The sequence below is a fragment of the Micromonospora sp. NPDC048871 genome (genome assembly GCF_043198155.1).
Classification (GTDB): Bacteria; Actinomycetota; Actinomycetes; order Mycobacteriales; family Micromonosporaceae; genus Micromonospora.
Genome location: NZ_JBICUM010000003.1, coordinates 456,377 through 471,825 on the forward strand (window position 1 = coordinate 456,377; position 15,449 = coordinate 471,825).

16 protein-coding genes are annotated in these 15,449 nt (G+C 70.7%); 8 read left to right on the top strand and 8 right to left on the bottom strand.

The window, feature by feature from the left end:
- Positions 1-24 precede the first annotated feature (24 nt).
- On the top strand, positions 25-1,338 hold the full coding sequence (locus ACGFIK_RS11060; RefSeq protein WP_327023599.1) for a glycosyltransferase: 1,314 nt from the start codon (positions 25-27) through the stop codon (positions 1,336-1,338).
- 178 nt (positions 1,339-1,516) lie between these two features.
- On the opposite strand, the gene ACGFIK_RS11065 is transcribed toward ACGFIK_RS11060, so the two are convergent.
- The 5 genes from ACGFIK_RS11065 to ACGFIK_RS11085 form a co-directional block, all read right to left on the bottom strand.
- Positions 1,517-1,867, bottom strand: a complete 351-nt coding sequence (locus ACGFIK_RS11065) for a hypothetical protein (RefSeq protein ID WP_327023600.1) — start codon at positions 1,865-1,867, stop codon at positions 1,517-1,519.
- 265 nt (positions 1,868-2,132) lie between these two features.
- Complete coding sequence (locus tag ACGFIK_RS11070) at positions 2,133-2,846, bottom strand: CDP-alcohol phosphatidyltransferase family protein (RefSeq protein WP_327023601.1); 714 nt, start codon at positions 2,844-2,846, stop codon at positions 2,133-2,135.
- Positions 2,830-3,897, bottom strand: a complete 1,068-nt coding sequence (locus ACGFIK_RS11075; RefSeq protein ID WP_357530713.1) for an iron-containing alcohol dehydrogenase family protein — start codon at positions 3,895-3,897, stop codon at positions 2,830-2,832. The genes ACGFIK_RS11070 and ACGFIK_RS11075 overlap by 17 nt, the downstream gene beginning before the upstream one ends.
- Complete coding sequence (locus ACGFIK_RS11080) at positions 3,885-4,616, bottom strand: phosphocholine cytidylyltransferase family protein (protein WP_327027360.1); 732 nt, start codon at positions 4,614-4,616, stop codon at positions 3,885-3,887. Before ACGFIK_RS11080 ends, ACGFIK_RS11075 begins: the two co-directional genes overlap by 13 nt.
- A gap of 351 nt (positions 4,617-4,967) precedes the next feature.
- A complete protein-coding gene (locus ACGFIK_RS11085; protein ID WP_327023603.1) occupies positions 4,968-5,417 on the bottom strand; it encodes an NUDIX domain-containing protein in 450 nt (149 codons plus the stop codon).
- 136 nt (positions 5,418-5,553) lie between these two features.
- Between ACGFIK_RS11085 and ACGFIK_RS11090 the strand changes: the two genes are divergently transcribed.
- The 3 genes from ACGFIK_RS11090 to corA all read left to right on the top strand — a co-directional run bounded on the left by ACGFIK_RS11090 (position 5,554) and on the right by corA (position 8,795).
- Positions 5,554-6,060 (top strand): ester cyclase, encoded by a 507-nt coding sequence (locus ACGFIK_RS11090; RefSeq protein ID WP_393338933.1) that lies wholly within the window; start codon positions 5,554-5,556, stop codon positions 6,058-6,060.
- A 140-nt stretch (positions 6,061-6,200) separates the two neighbouring features.
- Positions 6,201-7,295: a PLP-dependent aminotransferase family protein gene (locus ACGFIK_RS11095; RefSeq protein ID WP_357530709.1), complete on the top strand. Its 1,095-nt coding sequence runs from the start codon at positions 6,201-6,203 to the stop codon at positions 7,293-7,295.
- Between the two features lie 441 nt (positions 7,296-7,736).
- Positions 7,737-8,795, top strand: a complete 1,059-nt coding sequence (gene corA / locus ACGFIK_RS11100; RefSeq protein WP_393339020.1) for a magnesium/cobalt transporter CorA — start codon at positions 7,737-7,739, stop codon at positions 8,793-8,795.
- 179 nt (positions 8,796-8,974) lie between these two features.
- On the opposite strand, the gene ACGFIK_RS11105 is transcribed toward corA, so the two are convergent.
- Positions 8,975-9,784 carry a hypothetical protein gene (locus ACGFIK_RS11105; protein WP_357530707.1) on the bottom strand — a complete coding sequence of 270 codons (810 nt, stop codon included), beginning with the start codon at positions 9,782-9,784 and terminating at the stop codon, positions 8,975-8,977.
- 59 nt (positions 9,785-9,843) lie between these two features.
- On the opposite strand from ACGFIK_RS11105, the gene ACGFIK_RS11110 reads away from it, so the two are divergent.
- Positions 9,844-10,374 carry a peptidylprolyl isomerase gene (locus ACGFIK_RS11110; RefSeq protein ID WP_327023608.1) on the top strand — a complete coding sequence of 177 codons (531 nt, stop codon included), beginning with the start codon at positions 9,844-9,846 and terminating at the stop codon, positions 10,372-10,374.
- 146 nt (positions 10,375-10,520) lie between these two features.
- Positions 10,521-11,432: a rhomboid family intramembrane serine protease gene (locus ACGFIK_RS11115; protein ID WP_327023609.1), complete on the top strand. Its 912-nt coding sequence runs from the start codon at positions 10,521-10,523 to the stop codon at positions 11,430-11,432.
- Positions 11,433-11,439: 7 nt separating this feature from the next.
- Here ACGFIK_RS11115 and ACGFIK_RS11120 read toward each other — a convergent pair whose 3' ends face one another.
- The gene (locus tag ACGFIK_RS11120) at positions 11,440-11,886 is read right to left on the bottom strand and encodes a PH domain-containing protein (protein WP_327023610.1); all 447 of its coding nucleotides are present in this window, start codon (positions 11,884-11,886) and stop codon (positions 11,440-11,442) included.
- A 77-nt stretch (positions 11,887-11,963) separates the two neighbouring features.
- Here ACGFIK_RS11120 and ACGFIK_RS11125 point away from each other — a divergent pair, with 77 nt between their 5' ends.
- The gene (locus ACGFIK_RS11125; RefSeq protein WP_327023611.1) at positions 11,964-13,136 is read left to right on the top strand and encodes an acetyl-CoA C-acyltransferase; all 1,173 of its coding nucleotides are present in this window, start codon (positions 11,964-11,966) and stop codon (positions 13,134-13,136) included.
- A 97-nt stretch (positions 13,137-13,233) separates the two neighbouring features.
- Entirely contained in the window at positions 13,234-13,743 is a 510-nt protein-coding gene (locus tag ACGFIK_RS11130) for a hypothetical protein (RefSeq protein WP_327023612.1), read from the top strand.
- 58 nt (positions 13,744-13,801) lie between these two features.
- Here ACGFIK_RS11130 and ACGFIK_RS11135 read toward each other — a convergent pair whose 3' ends face one another.
- Entirely contained in the window at positions 13,802-15,403 is a 1,602-nt protein-coding gene (locus tag ACGFIK_RS11135; RefSeq protein ID WP_327023613.1) for a ricin-type beta-trefoil lectin domain protein, read from the bottom strand.
- Positions 15,404-15,449 lie beyond the last annotated feature (46 nt).

Genomic DNA, 15,449 nt, shown 5'->3' on the forward strand with positions numbered 1-15,449 from the left:
CGTCCAACGGTAGCCTTCTTTCCCGTGAAGATTGTGGTGGCGCACAACCGGTACCGGGAAGCTCAGCCCTCCGGTGAGAACACCATCGTCGACGCGGAGATCGCCCAGCTCACCGCAGCCGGTGTGCAGGTGCTGCCCTTCCTGCGCAGCTCGGACGAGATCCCGTCGATGTCCAAGGCGGCTAAGGCCCTGCTGCCGATCTCCCCGATGTACGCCCCGAAGGCGCAGGCCGACCTGTCCCGGCTGCTCACCGAGCACCGGCCGGACGTGCTGCACCTGCACAACCCGTACCCCCTGCTCTCGCCCTGGGTGGTGCGGACCGCGCACAAGCACGGGGTGCCGGTGGTGCAGACGGTGCACAACTACCGCCAGGTCTGCTCCTCCGGGCTGTACTTCCGCGACGGGGTGATCTGTCAGGACTGCCGGGGCCGGACCCTGGGGGTGCCGGCCGTGGTGCACCGCTGCTACCGGGGGTCCCGGGCGCAGAGCGCCCTGATGGCCACCACCCTGGCCGTGCACCGGGGCACCTGGAAGTCGGTGGACCGGTTCATCGCCCTGACCAGCGCGGTCGCCGACCACCTGCGCGACTACGGCATCCCGGATTCCCGGATCGTCGTGAAGCCGAACGGCATCCCCGACCCGGGCACCCCCGCCCCCCTCGGCCAGGGCTTCCTCTTCCTCGGCCGACTCTCCCCGGAGAAGGGCCTCGGTCTGCTGCTGGAGGCGTGGCGGCGGCACCCGGACGGGGCCCTGGGGCCGCTGCGGGTCGCCGGTGACGGTGAGCTGCGCCCGATGGTCGAGGCGGCGGCCGCCGAACGCGCCGACGTAACCTTCCTGGGCCCGCTGGACCGGGCCGGGGTCCGCTCGGCCCTGGCCGCCAGCGCTGTGGTGCTGGCCACCTCCACCTGGCACGACGTACTGCCTACGGTGATCATCGAGGCGCTGGCCAGTGGCCGCCCGGTCCTCGGCACCGCGTTGGGCGGCATCCCGTACCTGGTCGGCGCGGACACCCCCCGCGAACCCGCCGGCACCGGCCCCGCCGAATCCGCCTCGGCCCCCGCCCCACCCAGCCCCGGCGGGCCCGGTAGTGCCGGTGGCCTGGCCGGTCCGGGTAGTGCGTCCGGGGTGGCGTCCGCCCTGCCGGCCGGGGTTCTGGTCGGTGAGGCCGGTTGGGTGGTCCCGCCGGAGCCGGCCGCCCTCTCCGCCGCGCTACCGCTGGCCGCCGCGGGCGCCGCCGCACTGGCCGCCCCCGCCCGAGCCCGCTACGAACGGGTCTTCCACCCCGACGTGGTCACCAAGCAACTCCTAGCCGTGTACGCGGACCTCGCCCGCCCATGATCCACTCCGTTACGCCGAAATGGCGGGATCCGGACGGGTGGGATACCGCCACTACGGCGTAACGGAGTCGATCACCCGCTAGGCCAAGTGGTTGACCATGAGGTTGACGGCGAAGTTGATCTCCTTGGCTGCCGACAACCTCATGATCAACGGGGCGAGGTGGGCGGGTGGGGTGGGTTTAGTACGAGGTGAGCTTGTAGGAGAGGAATACCCCAGGGCTCCAGCCCTGCCAGGCGCTGAGACCCAACCCGTGGCCGGTGCAGTCGTCACTCGCGTAGGCGACGGCGTACACGCCGCCGCTCCAGGCGAGCAGGGTGACCGCGTCCTGCATGGGGTGGCAGAGGTTGTCGACTGCGGTGTGGCGGGCGACCACGTAGGCGCTGTTCGCGGTGTACAGGACCAAGCCCTGATCGGGCACCTTGAACGGCTCCCGTTCTGGTGTGGCGGCGGAGGCGGGCGCGGCGGCGAGGGTGGTGGTCAGGGCTGCGGCGGCGAGAACCGAGGCAATCCGCTTGGCGGTTTTGCGCATGAGGTCTCCCAAGGGTGGGTGGTGTGGGGAGGGTGGCATCCGCTTCGACAGGAAGCGATCTTCTTCTATGGATCGTCCCAGGCGTTGATTGAGGTGTCAACAATTGTCGATCACCTCAAAGTTGGCACAGTGGGAGCACCTGGACCAGATCGGGATGCCCTGGAACCTCACACTCGCGCGGCGAGTAACCGGTGCGCCGGCCCGCTACCCGGCGCGTTAATAGGGGGCCCTTGCTATGCATGAGGCGTTAATAAGGTGCCCTTCCTTATAGCGAGGCGCGGGCGGAGAAGGCGATGCTGGCGAGCAGGAAGCCGCCGTTGACGACCGTGAAGGCCACGAGCACCCAGAAGGCGAGCGCCGGGGCGAAGGCCAGCACCACGGCGGCAGCGAAGATCACCGCGCCGTAGTCGCGGACCAGTTTCACCAGGCGTACGGGCAGGGAGGTCGAGGTGACCATGCTGGCCGCGTTCGGGCCGGACTGCATCACCGAGGTGACCAGGTTGACCATCCAGGTGCCGGCGAAGGCGGCCACCAGCCAGACCGGGGTCGAGGGGCGCTGCGCCACCGCGGTCGCCGCTAACGCGGCCACCAGGGCGATCTGGGCGGCCACGTCACAGAGGATGTCGACCCGGGCGCCGGCCGCACTGCCCTGCCGGGTGACCCGGGCCAGTTGACCGTCGGCGCAGTCCAGGGCGTACGCCACCTGCCAGCCGACCAGGGCCAGCAGCCCGACCAGCACGGCCGGTACCTCCCCGGCGGCGACCGGACCGGCTAGGGCGACCACGGTGACCGAGGTGGCCAGCCCCAGCACCAGATTGGTGATGGTCAGTACGGTCGGTCGCAGCCCGAGTCGCTGGGCGACCAGTGCGAAGACCGCACCGATCCACTGGCTGATCGACTCGCTGAACAGGCCACCGCCCCGGTTCACCCGGTGGAAGTCGGCGACCGTGGGGCGGGACGGCTCAGCCAAGGTGCTCACGGAGGGCGTCAACGTAGTCTCCCAGCCGGGTACGAAGGTCGTCAGCGGACAACGCGAGGTGTTCGAGGATGGTGTAGCGGTCCGGCCGGGTACGCGGCGCGTAGGCGACCGCCTCGACGAACTGCTCGTCGGTGAGACCCAGCTCGCTCGGCCGGGTCGAGAGGCCGTGCCGGTGCAGGCAGCGGGCCAACTGCCCGAAGCGTTCCAGGTCGCCCCGGAGGAAGGTGCAGAACAGTGCGCCCAGGCCGACCTGCTCCCCGTGCGAGCCGGTGCCCGGGTACAGGTGATCGATGGCGTGCGAGATCTCGTGGTCCCCGCCGCTGGCCGGTCGGCTGGAACCGCAGACCGACATCGAGATGCCGCCCAGGATCAGCGCCTCGGCCAGGGTGGTCAGGAAGGCGTCGTCGGTGATCTTGCCGGGGTGGTTGACCAGGGCCTCCGCCCCGGTCCGGGCCAGGGTCAGGGCCAGCCCGTCGATCGGCTCGTCGCGTACCTGGTGGGCCAGTTCCCAGTCGGCGCAGGCGCTCAGGTTGCTCACCGCGTCGCCGATGCCGGCCTGGGTCTGCCGATCCGGGCCGTTCTCCACGAAGTCCAGGTCGACCAGGACGGCGATCGGGATGTGTACGCCGTACGACCCCTTGCCGCCCTCGTGGCTCAGGGAGGCCACCGGGGAGGCGATGCCGTCGTTGGCGAGGCTGGTCGCCACGGTGACCATCGGGAGGGCGTAGCGGGTGGCGGCGTACTTGGCGGTGTCGATGGTCTTGCCGCCACCGATCCCGACGACCGCGTCGTAGTGTCGGCGGCGCAACTGGTCGCCCAGCGCGTTGGCCGAGTCGACCGTGCCGCCGCTGACGGTGAAGATGTCGGCCGAGCCCAGGGAGGGTCGGCACAGGTCGGCGATCTTCTCGCCCTGCCCCGGGCCGACCACCAACGCCACGTCGCCGCCTGCGGAGATCCGCCGGTCGGCCAGCAGTGCCCCGAGGTCCGTCACCGCACCTCGGCGGACCTCGATCGACAGCGGCGTGGTGACCGTACGGGCTAGTAGAGGCACGCGATCTCCCGGGCCCGGGCCAGGTCGGCGTGGTTGTCGACCTCGACCCAGGACACCTCACCGATCGGGGCGGCCCGCACCTCACCACCTCGGTCGGCGAACTCCTGGTACCCGTCCTCGTAGTACAGGTTCGGGTCGCGCCGCCAGGTAGCCTCCAGGGCGTCGGCCAGGGCCTCGGCCACCTGCGGCTCGATCAGTGTGGCGCCGATGTACTCGCCGTACGCCTCGGCCGGCTCCATCAGCTTGGTGATCCGGGTGAGCTGACCGGCGGCGTCGAAGGTGGTCTTCATCTCCTCCTCGGCCAGCGGCTTGAGGGTGTCGATCGCCAGCAGGATCCCGGGACCCCGCTCGGCCAGCAGGGTCTTCTCCACGCTCACCGGATGCACCGTGTCGCCGTTGACCAGCAGGACCCCCCGGGAGAACCAGTCCCGGGCCAGCCAGAGGGAGTACGCGTTGTTCCACTCCTCAGCCTTGTCGTTGTGCACGAGGGTGATCGTGACGCCGTACCGGCGCTCCAGATCGGCCTGACGCTCCCGGACGGCCTCCGCGGCGTAGCCGACCACGACCACGACCTCGGTGAATCCCACCTCGGCCAGGTTGCCAAGCGCGATGTCGAGGATGGTGATCTCGCCGTCCACCGGCACCAGAGCCTTCGGCAGGGTGTCGGTGTACGGGCGGAGCCGGCGACCGGCACCGGCTGCCAGCACCATCCCGACCATGCCGGTCTCTGTATCTGTCTTAGCGGCGCTCACCGGAGGAGGATAGCGCCGCCGGTCGGGCTGCCGTCGGCTCAGCCGGGTAGCGCCGCCAGGTCGGCGAGGAACTCCAGCCGCTGCGGCGGGGTCAGCGTGACGTACGGCCCGGCGGCCCGCCGGTCGGTCTCCAGCTCGATGGCCCGCCGTTGGGCCCCGTCGGGCAGTTCGACGATGCTGGCCGAGGTGTGTCCGGCGGCGGCGTGCGCGTCCGCCCGGTGGTACCGCAGGCGGCCTGCATGGCGGCGACGAAGACCCGGTCGATGACCGGCGCGATCAGCGCGGCGAACCGGTGTGCGGCCAGCCCGACGCTGTCGCTCACGAAGGCGTGGACCTCAACAGGGCGAATGCCCGCTCGGCCAGCTGTCGGATCAGGCCCTCGTCGATGTGACGGTGCTCGTCCAGCAGGTCGACCTCGTCGGGGCCGAGCCAGCGGAACTCGGTGTGCTTGCCGGCCTCCAGGGTCGGTGCGGCCAGGTCGCCGTCGACCCGTACCAGCCAGTCGGACTCGATCCGGGCCACCCCGTCGTCACCGACGTAGCGGAACTCGCCGACCGGGCCGAGGATCTCCGTCACCTGCCAGCCGGTCTCCTCGGTGACCTCCCGGCGCAGGGCCTGTTCCACGGTCTCGCCGGGTTCCAGGTGGCCGCCGACGATGTCCCAGCAGTCGGGGAAGAGGCGGCGGTCCGGCGAGCGGCGCTGGAAGAAGAGGCGCCCCTCCGGGTCGACGATCAGCGCTCCGGCGCAGCGCAGCGGCTCGGTAGACACGGGCAAACACTAGCCGCCCGACACCGATTCCGCTGTTGCCGCTTTGCGGGGCCGGGTCGCGGGATCGGTGTGGCGGGGCCGGGCGAGGGTATGGAATGCCTGCGGCGTGGTCGAGCGCGCCGGTAGGGAGGCCAGGATGCGCGGCGCGGACCGGTTGATCGAGCAGCAGTACGCGATGCTCCTGCGGCGGGACGTGGCCCGCCTGCCCGAGCTGTACGCGATCGACGGCAGTTACTCCATGCCCGGGGTGACCGTACGCCCCCCGGAGTTGCCGGCCCTGCTGCGTACCTGGACTGGCGCCTTTCCCGACCTGCGGGTCGACCCCCTCTCGGCGGTACGCACGGCCGGCGGGGCGGCCGTGGAGCAGCGCCTGACCGGCACCCACACCGGGGTGCTGCACACCCCCTTCGGCACGGTGGCCCCGACCGGGCGCACGGTCTCCTGGGAGGTCGTGGACATGGTCCGGGCGCGGCGTGGCCGGATCATGACCTGGCGGTCCTACTTCGACTGGGGACATCTGATCACCTCCTTGGGACTACAGGTGGCGGGCCTGTCCCGGCAGGCGCAGCTGACCGCCGTACCCCCGATTCCGGCGAGGGAACCGGTGCTCGTCGATGCGGCGTGGCCGGGCGCGGCGGCCTGACCTGCTCGACCCCTCGGCCTGAGGTGGCGCGACCCGGAGGGTGGGATCGGCGCCCCGGCTCACCCGACCCGGTGGCTCAGGATGCGGACATCGCCGTGCCGTCGGCGCACCCCAGGTCACCGCACGTACGCTGAACAGCCATGACCGCCGAGCAGCTGATCTCCTTCGCCCGTGGCGCGCCTTCGCTGGACATCGTCGATGTCGAAGGGCTCAAGGCCGCCGCCGTCCGTGCCTTCGATGCCGATCCCGCCGGGGTGACCGCCTACGGCACCTCCGTGGGCTACCTCCCGCTGCGCAAGTGGGTGGCCGAGAAGCACGGGGTCGAGGCCGACCAGGTGTTGATCACCAACGGTTCCCTCCAGGCCGACGCCTTCCTCTTCGACCACCTGGTACGCCCCGGCGACGCCGTGGTGGTGGAGCGCCCGACCTACGACCGCACCCTGCTCAACCTCAAGCGGATGGGCAGCGAACTGCACGGGGTCACCATCCAGCCGGACGGCTTGGACACCGCCGAGCTGCGCAAGCTGCTGGAGTCCGGGGTACGGCCCCGGCTGGCCCATGTCATCCCGAACTACCAGAACCCGGCCGGGGTGACCCTCTCCCTGGACAAGCGCCGGGAACTGCTGGAGCTGGCTGCGGAGTACGGCTTCACGATCTTCGAGGACGACCCGTACGCCGACATCCGGTTCCGTGGCGAGCCCCTGCCGTCGATGCTGTCGATGGACACCCGGGGGGTCGTGGTGCACGCCTCCAGCTTCACCAAGACGGTCTGCCCGGGGGTCCGGGTGGGCTACCTGATCGGCCCGGCGGACCTGATCGCCGACATCGCCGGCAAGGCGACCAGCCTCTACATCTCCCCGGGCATGGTGGCCCAGGCGATCGTGCACCAGTTCTGCGTCTCCGGTGACATCGAGCGGTCCATCGACACCGTCCGGGCGGCCCTGGGCGAGCGGTCGCGGGTGTTGGCGGAGTCACTGCGCCGGCACATCCCGGAGGCCCGGTTCGTGGAGCCGGACGGCGGCTACTTCCTCTGGGTCGAGCTGCCGGAGGACGTCGATGTCGACAAGCTCGCTCCGGCTGCCGCCGAGCGTGGCGTCGCCGTGGTGAAGGGCAGCGACTTCGTCATCGACGGGGGTAGGCACGCGCTGCGTCTGGCCTACTCGGCGGTGACCGCCGATCAGGTGGACGAGGGCGTACGGCGGCTGGCCGAGGCGATGGCAGCCGTCCGCGGCTGATTTTCTGTCGGATTCCCGACAATAGGCCCCGCCCGGCCGCTCCAGCTCTCCCGCTGGGGCGGCCGGCGGCCCACAATGCTGCGAGCGTCACTCACCTGCGTACTGCGGCCTCCCGGGCTGGACCATCGCGGACCATGCCCGGCGCGAATCGGCCGCCGACACGCCCCTGGGTGACGCGGCAGCACCACCCCCGCCCCCACGGCGCCGGGCGGGCCGGGCCGCGCCTCACCCCCTGGTGGCCCGGCTCGCCCGGCGCCACCCCCTCGACCCCCGTCGAGGCCGTCATGATCGTTACTGCGGCGTACCCTGCAAGCCGCGACAGGGGCGTGCGGAGGGGGTGCGATGACCGATCGGATCAAGCGGGACCGGGCCGCCGCCACCCCCGCGTCGGTGGCCGCCGGCCGGGCGCTGCGGCCGCGCAACTGGTCACCGGTACGGGCGATGACCCGCCGACTCAGCCCGGACGGCACATCGGCCGCCGAGGCCCCGACCGATTCCCCGCGCAGCGCGGTGGTGGACTGCGCCCTCTACCTCGACGGTCGGCGGCAGCCCGGCGACTGGAACTTCGCGGCGGCCCTGGCGGAAGCGCGCAGCGCGGAGAACGGCTTCGTGTGGCTGGGGCTGCACGAGCCGGACCTGGCCGAGATGACCGAGATCGCGGACAGCTACGGGCTGCACGAGTTGGCCGTGGAGGACGCGGTCAAGGCCCAGCAGCGGCCCAAGCTGGAGCGCTTCGGCGAGGTCAGCTTCCTGGTGTTGCGTACGGCCCGCTACTGCGAGCACACCGAGCTGACGGAGAACTCCGAGGTCGTGGAGACCGGGCAGGTGATGCTCTTCATCGGTCCGCACTTCCTGATCAGTGTCCGGCACGGGGACGCCTGCCGCCTGGCCCCGGTACGCGAGCAGTTGGAGGACCGCCAGGAGTTGCTCCTGCACGGCCCCTGGGCGGTCGCGTACGCGATCACCGACCGGGTGGTCGACCTCTACCTGGAGGTCGCCGACCAGCTCGAGGACGACATGGACGTGTTGGAGATCGAGGTCTTCGACCGTCAGGCCACCGGCCGGATCCAGCGGATCTACCAGCTCAAACGGGAACTGGTGGAGTTCAAGCGGGCGGTGATGCCGTTGCAGCGTCCGCTGCTGGCGGTGACCACCCAGATGAACCGCGAGGTCCCCAAGGAGGTACGTCGCTACTTCCGCGACGTGCAGGACCACCTGAGTCGTACGGTCGAGCAGGTCAACGCGTACGACGATCTGTTGAACTCGATCCTTCAGGCCCGACTGGCCCAGGTGACGGTCGACCAGAACAACGACATGCGCAAGATCGCGGCCTGGGCCGCCATCGCCGCGGTCTGGACCGCCATCGCCGGCATCTACGGCATGAACTTCGAATTCATGCCCGAACTCAAGGTGGCCTACGGCTACCCCGTGGTCCTGGCCCTGATGCTCACCATCTCCCTAGCCCTCTACCGCTGGTTCCGCCGCAACGACTGGCTCTAACCCCTCCCCCCTCCCCCTCCCCTCCCCCTCCCGCCCCCACCCCCTTATCGCCCCCGCGATCTTGCACTTTCGGTCGCTGACTCGTGGCATATGCCCGCTATGCACGGACCAAAAGTGCAAGATCGCCGAGGCTGGGGCGGGCGGGGTGGGGCGGCGGGGCAGGGTGGGGTGGGTGGGTGTTAGGGGCGGGGGTTGGAGGTGGAGGGGGCGTTGGTTACGGCCTTGGTCAGGTCGTCGGCGGGGCGGCCGGAGGTGGTGCGGGCGCCCTCGGCGACCGAGGGGACCTTGTCGGTCGGGGTGATCGGGGTGGGACTGGTCGTCCTGGGGGTGGTGGAGGCGCTGTCGCCGCCGGCCACCGCAGAGCTGCCCGCCCCGGTCGAAGCCTTGCCCGCGCCGGCCGGTCCGGCCGTACGCACCTCGATGGTCTCCACCTCGTCCTGCATCGGCTCAAGTGCCGCGCCCGGGTCGTACTCGGACCACACCTGCTGTTCCCGGTAACGCCGCAGGGCCATCGCACCGGCCAGTCCGGCCACCGTGCCGGCGGCCAGCAGGCCGATCATGGTGCCGCGCCGGGACTTCTTCTTCGCCTTCATGTTCTTCGCCTTGACCTTCCTGGTGGCCGCCGCCTGCTTGGTGGCGACGGCCTTCTTTCCGGCAGCGGTCTTTCCGGCTGCCTCGGCCTGTGCCTGCCGCAGCGCCAGGGTCAGGGGCGCGAGTGCCGCGGCCGTCGTCGCCAGGCCGCTGGACGCGCGATCCCGGATCATGACGGTGGTCGGCGTGACGGCACTGCGGGCCGCCTGGACCCGTGGACCGACCGTGGCGCCGGCGCCCTTGGCGGCATGCGTGGCGGCCTGCCGCAGGTGACCAACGCCGCGGTTCAGCTCGGCCCTGGCCAGTTGCCCCTGGGTCTTGCGCCGCGCGATTCCAAACACGTTCCCACCTCCTGGGAGTTGTCCTCTGTCATCCTCCACCTTCGGATGCCTCCGCATGTCCAGATCGGGCACATGGGAGGATCCGCAAGGAACTGACCAACGAGTGAGGAGTACCCGTGGCCGAGGCTGTCTACGCCACCTTGCACACCAACGCCGGCCCGATCCGGCTGGAGCTTTTCCCCCACCACGCGCCGAAGACCGTCCGCAACTTCGTCGAGCTGGCCGAGGGCACGCGCGAGTACACCGACCCGCGGACCGGCCAGCCGGGCAGCGGTCCGTACTACGACGGCACCATCTCGCACCGGGTGATCAGCGGGTTCATGGTCCAGATGGGTGACCCGACCGGCACCGGTCGCGGCGGCCCGGGCTACAACTTCGCCGACGAGTTCCACCCCGAGCTGCGCTTCGACCGGCCCTACCTGCTGGCGATGGCGAACGCCGGGCCCGGCACCAACGGCTCGCAGTTCTTCATCACGGTCGCCCCGACCCCGCACCTGAACAACCGGCACACCATCTTCGGTCAGGTGGCCGACGAGCAGTCCGCGAAGGTCGTCGACTCGATCGCCAACACCCCCACCGGCCCGAGCGACCGGCCGCTTCAGGACGTCGTGATCGAGCGGGTGGAGATCGAGCGTCAGGGCGCCTGACCCGTACCTCGTCCTGCCGTGTCCGCCGCCCGGGCCTGGGTGTGGCGGGCACGGAGGATCCGGCCGGGTACGGCGTGACCGGTCGCTGCGGCGGATCAAGGTACCTTTGCTCGCATGACTGAGCGCTCGGGCACCTGGGGCCTGCGGTGAGTGAGTCCGCGCCGACCACCCCGGCCTGTTACCGCCACCCCGGGCGGGAGACCTACGTCAGATGCACCCGGTGCGACCGGTCGATCTGCCCGGACTGCATGAACGAGGCATCCGTCGGCTTCCAGTGCCCGGAGTGTGTGGCGCAGGGACGTCGTAGCGTACGGCCGGCGCGTACCGCCTTCGGTGGCGGTGCCGCCGGCCGGCACGGCTACGTGACCAAGGTTCTGATCGCCCTGAACGTGCTGGTCATGCTGGTGTCGATCGCCTCCGACCGGGGCGGGGACGCCGCCGCCGGTGGCAACGGCTTCGGCGGTCTGATGGGCGGCAGCACTCCGCTGACCGAGTGGGGTGCCGTGCTGGGTCGGGCGATGTTCCTCGACGGCAGCATCGGCGGGGTCGCCGAGGGCCAGTGGTACCGCCTGGTCACCGCGATGTTCCTGCACTACGGGGTGCTGCACCTGCTGCTCAACATGTGGGCGCTGTGGGTGCTGGGCCGGTCCCTGGAGGCCGTGCTCGGCCCGCTGCGGTTCGCCGCCCTCTACTTCGTCGCCGGCTTCGGCGGCAATGTGGCGGTCTACCTGTTCAGCCCGCCGAACCAGATGTCGGCCGGTGCCTCCACGGCCATCTTCGGCCTCTTCGCGGCGATCTTCGTGATCATGCGGCGACTGGGCCGGGACACCTCGGCGATCCTGCCGATCCTGGTGATCAACCTGATCTTCACCTTCACCGTGCCGCAGATCTCGATCGCCGGTCACCTGGGCGGTCTGGTGTTCGGCGGGCTGATGGCCCTGGTGCTGGCCTACGCGCCCAGGTCGCATCGGACCCTGGTGCAGGCGGTCGGCGGAACAGCGATCATGGTGTTGCTGCTCGGCGCGGCCGTGATCCGCACGGTCGCCCTGCTCACCTGAGGGTCGGTCAGGACCGGTCGGGGTCGGGTGGTTCCGGGCGGGCGGCGGCCAGGGCTTCGGCTACCTCCTCCGGGTCGACGCCGAGATCCATCCGGCTGAACAGGTGCAGCGAGTCGCTGGTGTCGATCTCCAGGGCCGGCCCGCCGAAGCCGCGGCCGGGTCGGTGCAGCACCCGGATGTTCTCCACCGCCGACCAGGGCAGGTGGCGTCGACCGGTCCAGCCCGCCGGCACGGTGATCCCCTCGGGGTCCACCGCCAGCCGTACCGGTGCCATCAGGTCCCGGATGCCCCACCCGGCGAGCAGTACGGCGCCCAGGGCGCCGAACACCGGCCGGAGCAGGTCACCCTCGGCCAGCAGGATCCCCAGGGCGAACATCCCGGCCGCCCCGAGGAGCTTGAGCACCGGTAGGGCCGGGCGGATCCGCCACTGCCTCGTGGTCGTCTCGGAAGGCATCCGACCAGCATGCCAGTGCGGGCGGGTGACCGGCAGATGGGCGTAGGATCGGAACAGCCAGTTACCGGGGAGTAGACATGAGTGACGCGGTTATCGTCGGTGCGGTGCGTACCCCGGTCGGGCGACGCAAGGGCAGCCTGTCCACGGTGCACCCGGTGGATCTGTCCGCGCATGTGCTGCAGGCCCTGGCCGAGCGGACCGGAATCGACCCGGCCCAGGTCGACGACGTGATCTGGGGCTGTGTCAGTCAGGTGGGCGAGCAGTCCTGGAACGTGGCGCGCAACGCCGTACTGGCCGCTGGTTGGCCCGAGTCGGTGCCCGGCACCACCCTGGACCGCCAGTGTGGCTCCAGCCAGCAGGCTCTGCACTTCGCCGCCGCCACGGTGCTCTCCGGGCAGGCCGACCTGGTCGTGGCCGGTGGGGTGGAGTCGATGACCCGGGTGCCGATGGGCTCCAACGTGGCCGGCGCTCAGCCGTTCAGCGAGCGGATCCTGGCCCGCTACCGGGGGGTCGAGGGGGTGGCCGAGGATTCGCCGCTGCCGTTCCACCAGGGGGTCGGGGCGGAGCTGATCGCCCGGCGTTGGCGGCTCTCCCGCGCCCAGTTGGACGAGTTCGCCCTGGCCAGTCACGAGAAGGCGGCTGCCGCCCAGGACGCGGGGGCCTTCACCGACGAGATCGCCCCGGTCACCCTGGCCGACGGGGGCACCTTCGCCGCGGACGAGGGGGTACGCCGGGACACCTCCCTGGAGAAGCTGGGTGAGCTGCCCACCCCCTTCCGCCCGGACGGGGTGGTCACGGCCGGTTCGGCCTCGCAGATCTCCGACGGTGCCGCCGCCCTGGCCGTCACCACCAGTGAGTGGGCCTCCCGGCACGGCCTGCGACCCCTGGCCCGCATCCACACCGCCGTGGTAGCCGCCGACGATCCGGTGGCCATGCTCACCGCCCCGATCCCGGCCACCGCCAAGGCGCTGCGCCGCGCGGGGCTGGGCATCGAGGAGATCGGGGTGTACGAGGTGAACGAGGCCTTCGCCCCGGTGCCGCTGGCCTGGTTGGCGGAGACCGAGGCGGACCCGGAGCGGCTGAACCCGCGTGGCGGGGCCATCGCCCTGGGGCATCCCCTCGGCGGATCCGGTGCCCGGATCATGACCACGATGCTCGCGCACATGCGGGACAACGGCATCCGGTACGGCTTGCAGACCATGTGCGAGGGCGGGGGAATGGCCAACGCGACGATCGTCGAGCTGCTCTGACAAAACCCGAGCCGGCGTCCGGCTTTTGTAACGTGGAATTTGCAAAAGGCAACTGCACGACCCACGTCAATGCCACGACCAGGGTCGTTGGGGAAGTATGGACGTCTTCTCCCGAACGTTCCTTCCCGCCGCAACCGAAGCCGGGCTGGCGGTGCAGACCGCCACCCGACACATGCCGATCTTCCGGCGCTGCGTCGGCTCCAGCGACGCCACTGTTCTGGTCACCCGGTGCAGCCGGCCGGACCGGCCGATGTTCGGCGACCATCTTCTCCTGCTGACCCACCGGCGTCTGGTGATCACCCGGCAGACCAGGGTGCTGCATCGGCTGCAGCTGCACCTCAACACCGAGCTGCGCGAGCTTAGCCATGTCACCTGGAGCCCGGACCCCCGGCTGCACTCGGTCGAGCTGGCCGCCACCGCCATCGACGGCATCCGCGAGCGCTTCCTGATCCACGCTCGGCACCCGAAGCAGGTGTGGCAGCTCGACGCCCTGTTCAACCATGCCTTCCGCACCCGGGTCCGCACCGTCCGGCCCCGGATCCTGGCGACCGTCGCGGAGCCCTCCGCCGTACGCCCGACCACCCTGCACCCCGTCGTGGCCCACTGACGACGAGCGGCGAGGCGGCAGGTGACCCCACCGCCTCGCCGATGATCAAGGTCGCCGGTCAGTAGACCCGGGACCCGATGAAGTCGTCGTGGCCGTACCCGACGGGTTGGGCGAAGGACCGCGACTCGAAGGACCACTGCTGCCGGGAACTGCTGGAGCACTTAGCCAGCCGCAGCCGGGGGGTGCCCAGCAGCGGATTGTCGAAGGCCACACAGAGGCTGCTGTTGCCGGCGGGCCGGATCTGGTTGCCGGCGAACACGAACTTCTGGTTGTTGCCGCCATGGCAGTTGTAGATGTTGACCACCGTGTTGGCGGTCAGCGATCCGCCGGAGACGTCCAGGCACCGGTCGTGGGACAGCTCCGAGTGCAGCGACTGCCGGGTCGGGTCGTACCAGAAGCCCTGGTTACGGCCCCCGTGGCAGCGGTACGACTGCTGCACGGTGTTGTTACGTGAGTCGTACCCCTTGCCGTCCACGCAGGTGCCGGTGGCGGCGTTGCGCAACTGCTTGAACTCCATCAGCCCGGGGTAGAGCACCCCGTTGCCGGTGCTGGCCGGGTCGACGCAGGTTCCCTGCCGCTGGCCGGAGGCGTAGAACTGGGTGATGCACTGGGCGAACATGCCGTGCCCCCGGTAGTTCGGGTGGAACGACTGGCGGGCCGCGTTCTCGTCCCAGACGCCGAGTTCGATGTAGAGGCCACGCACGGAGGTGTTGTCGGTGCACACCTCATGGCCGTGGAAGAGCCGGCTGCCGTCGAGGTAGCGGGTGCCGGTGTTGGCCGCCGCCGCCCGTAGCGCCGACTCGAACAGCGGCACCGCCTTGTTCCGGGCGAAGGCGGCGTCGGCCAGGTAGAGCAGGCAGCCCCCGGCGTACCAACCGGGGAAGTTGGGGTTGTCCTCCACGTCCGGGCTGGCCGGGCTGGAGTACGACATCAGCACCAACTCGTAGTCGGTGTCGAGGTAACCGGCCCCGGTCATGGTCCGGCGGATGTCGTTGAGCGCGTCCTCGACGGCACGCCGGCTGCCGTCGGTGCGTACCGTCCACTGGTCGGTGTAGGTGGGCCAGCAGGGGCCCTGGAAGAGGACGCGGCGCACCGCGCAGTCCGTGGCCACCGGGCCGAACTGGATCGTGCCGTCGCCGTTGGCGCCGACCACCACCCAGATCAGCTTGATGTTGGTGTTGCGCGCCTTGATGGCCAGGTGGTCGCCCTGGTTCAGCTCGTTGTGCTGGGTCGGGCCGCCCGCGATCAGGTTCCAGGGGGTGGCGCCCGAGCAGGCGATGTTGTATCGCTCGTCGGCGGCGATGCCGGTACGGAACACGGCCTGGTCGTACGAGCGGTCACACCAGTTGCCCGGCTGGTGGGTGCCGGGCACGTAGTTGCCGACCCCCTCGCCGGAGATCTGACTGTCGCCCATGGTGATCAGGGCGGTGCGGCGCTGGGCCAGCGGGCGGATGCCGGGGGTGCCGTAGAGCTGGGTGGCCTCGGCGGCGCGGATGGTTTCCAGGTGGGCGGGCAGGGGCTGGGCGGCGGGACGGTCGGCTGCGGCGGCCGAGGTGACCGGCCCGGCCAGCATGGGCAGGACGAGAGCGGTGGCTAGGACGGCGACCTGGGCCAGTCGCCGTCGAGGCGTCCGGTCACGCCTGGCGGGGATACCAGACAACGGCGCACTCCTTTCGGTCCGATCGCGGGACGGCGACCGAGTTACC

Bases quoted from the DNA above. Each gene is read 5' to 3' on its own strand.
- ACGFIK_RS11065 (WP_327023600.1), bottom strand. From the start codon at position 1,867: ATGCGCAAAACCGCCAAGCGGATTGCCTCGGTTCTCGCCGCCGCAGCC.
- ACGFIK_RS11095 (WP_357530709.1), top strand. From the start codon at position 6,201: ATGACCGCCGAGCAGCTGATCTCCTTCGCCCGTGGCGCGCCTTCGCTG.
- ACGFIK_RS11130 (WP_327023612.1), top strand. From the start codon at position 13,234: ATGGACGTCTTCTCCCGAACGTTCCTTCCCGCCGCAACCGAAGCCGGG.
- ACGFIK_RS11080 (WP_327027360.1), bottom strand. From the start codon at position 4,616: ATGGTCGGGATGGTGCTGGCAGCCGGTGCCGGTCGCCGGCTCCGCCCG.
- ACGFIK_RS11120 (WP_327023610.1), bottom strand. From the start codon at position 11,886: ATGCCTTCCGAGACGACCACGAGGCAGTGGCGGATCCGCCCGGCCCTA.
- ACGFIK_RS11125 (WP_327023611.1), top strand. From the start codon at position 11,964: ATGAGTGACGCGGTTATCGTCGGTGCGGTGCGTACCCCGGTCGGGCGA.
- ACGFIK_RS11090 (WP_393338933.1), top strand. From the start codon at position 5,554: ATGCGCGGCGCGGACCGGTTGATCGAGCAGCAGTACGCGATGCTCCTG.
- corA (WP_393339020.1), top strand. From the start codon at position 7,737: ATGACCCGCCGACTCAGCCCGGACGGCACATCGGCCGCCGAGGCCCCG.
- ACGFIK_RS11105 (WP_357530707.1), bottom strand. From the start codon at position 9,784: ATGCGGAGGCATCCGAAGGTGGAGGATGACAGAGGACAACTCCCAGGA.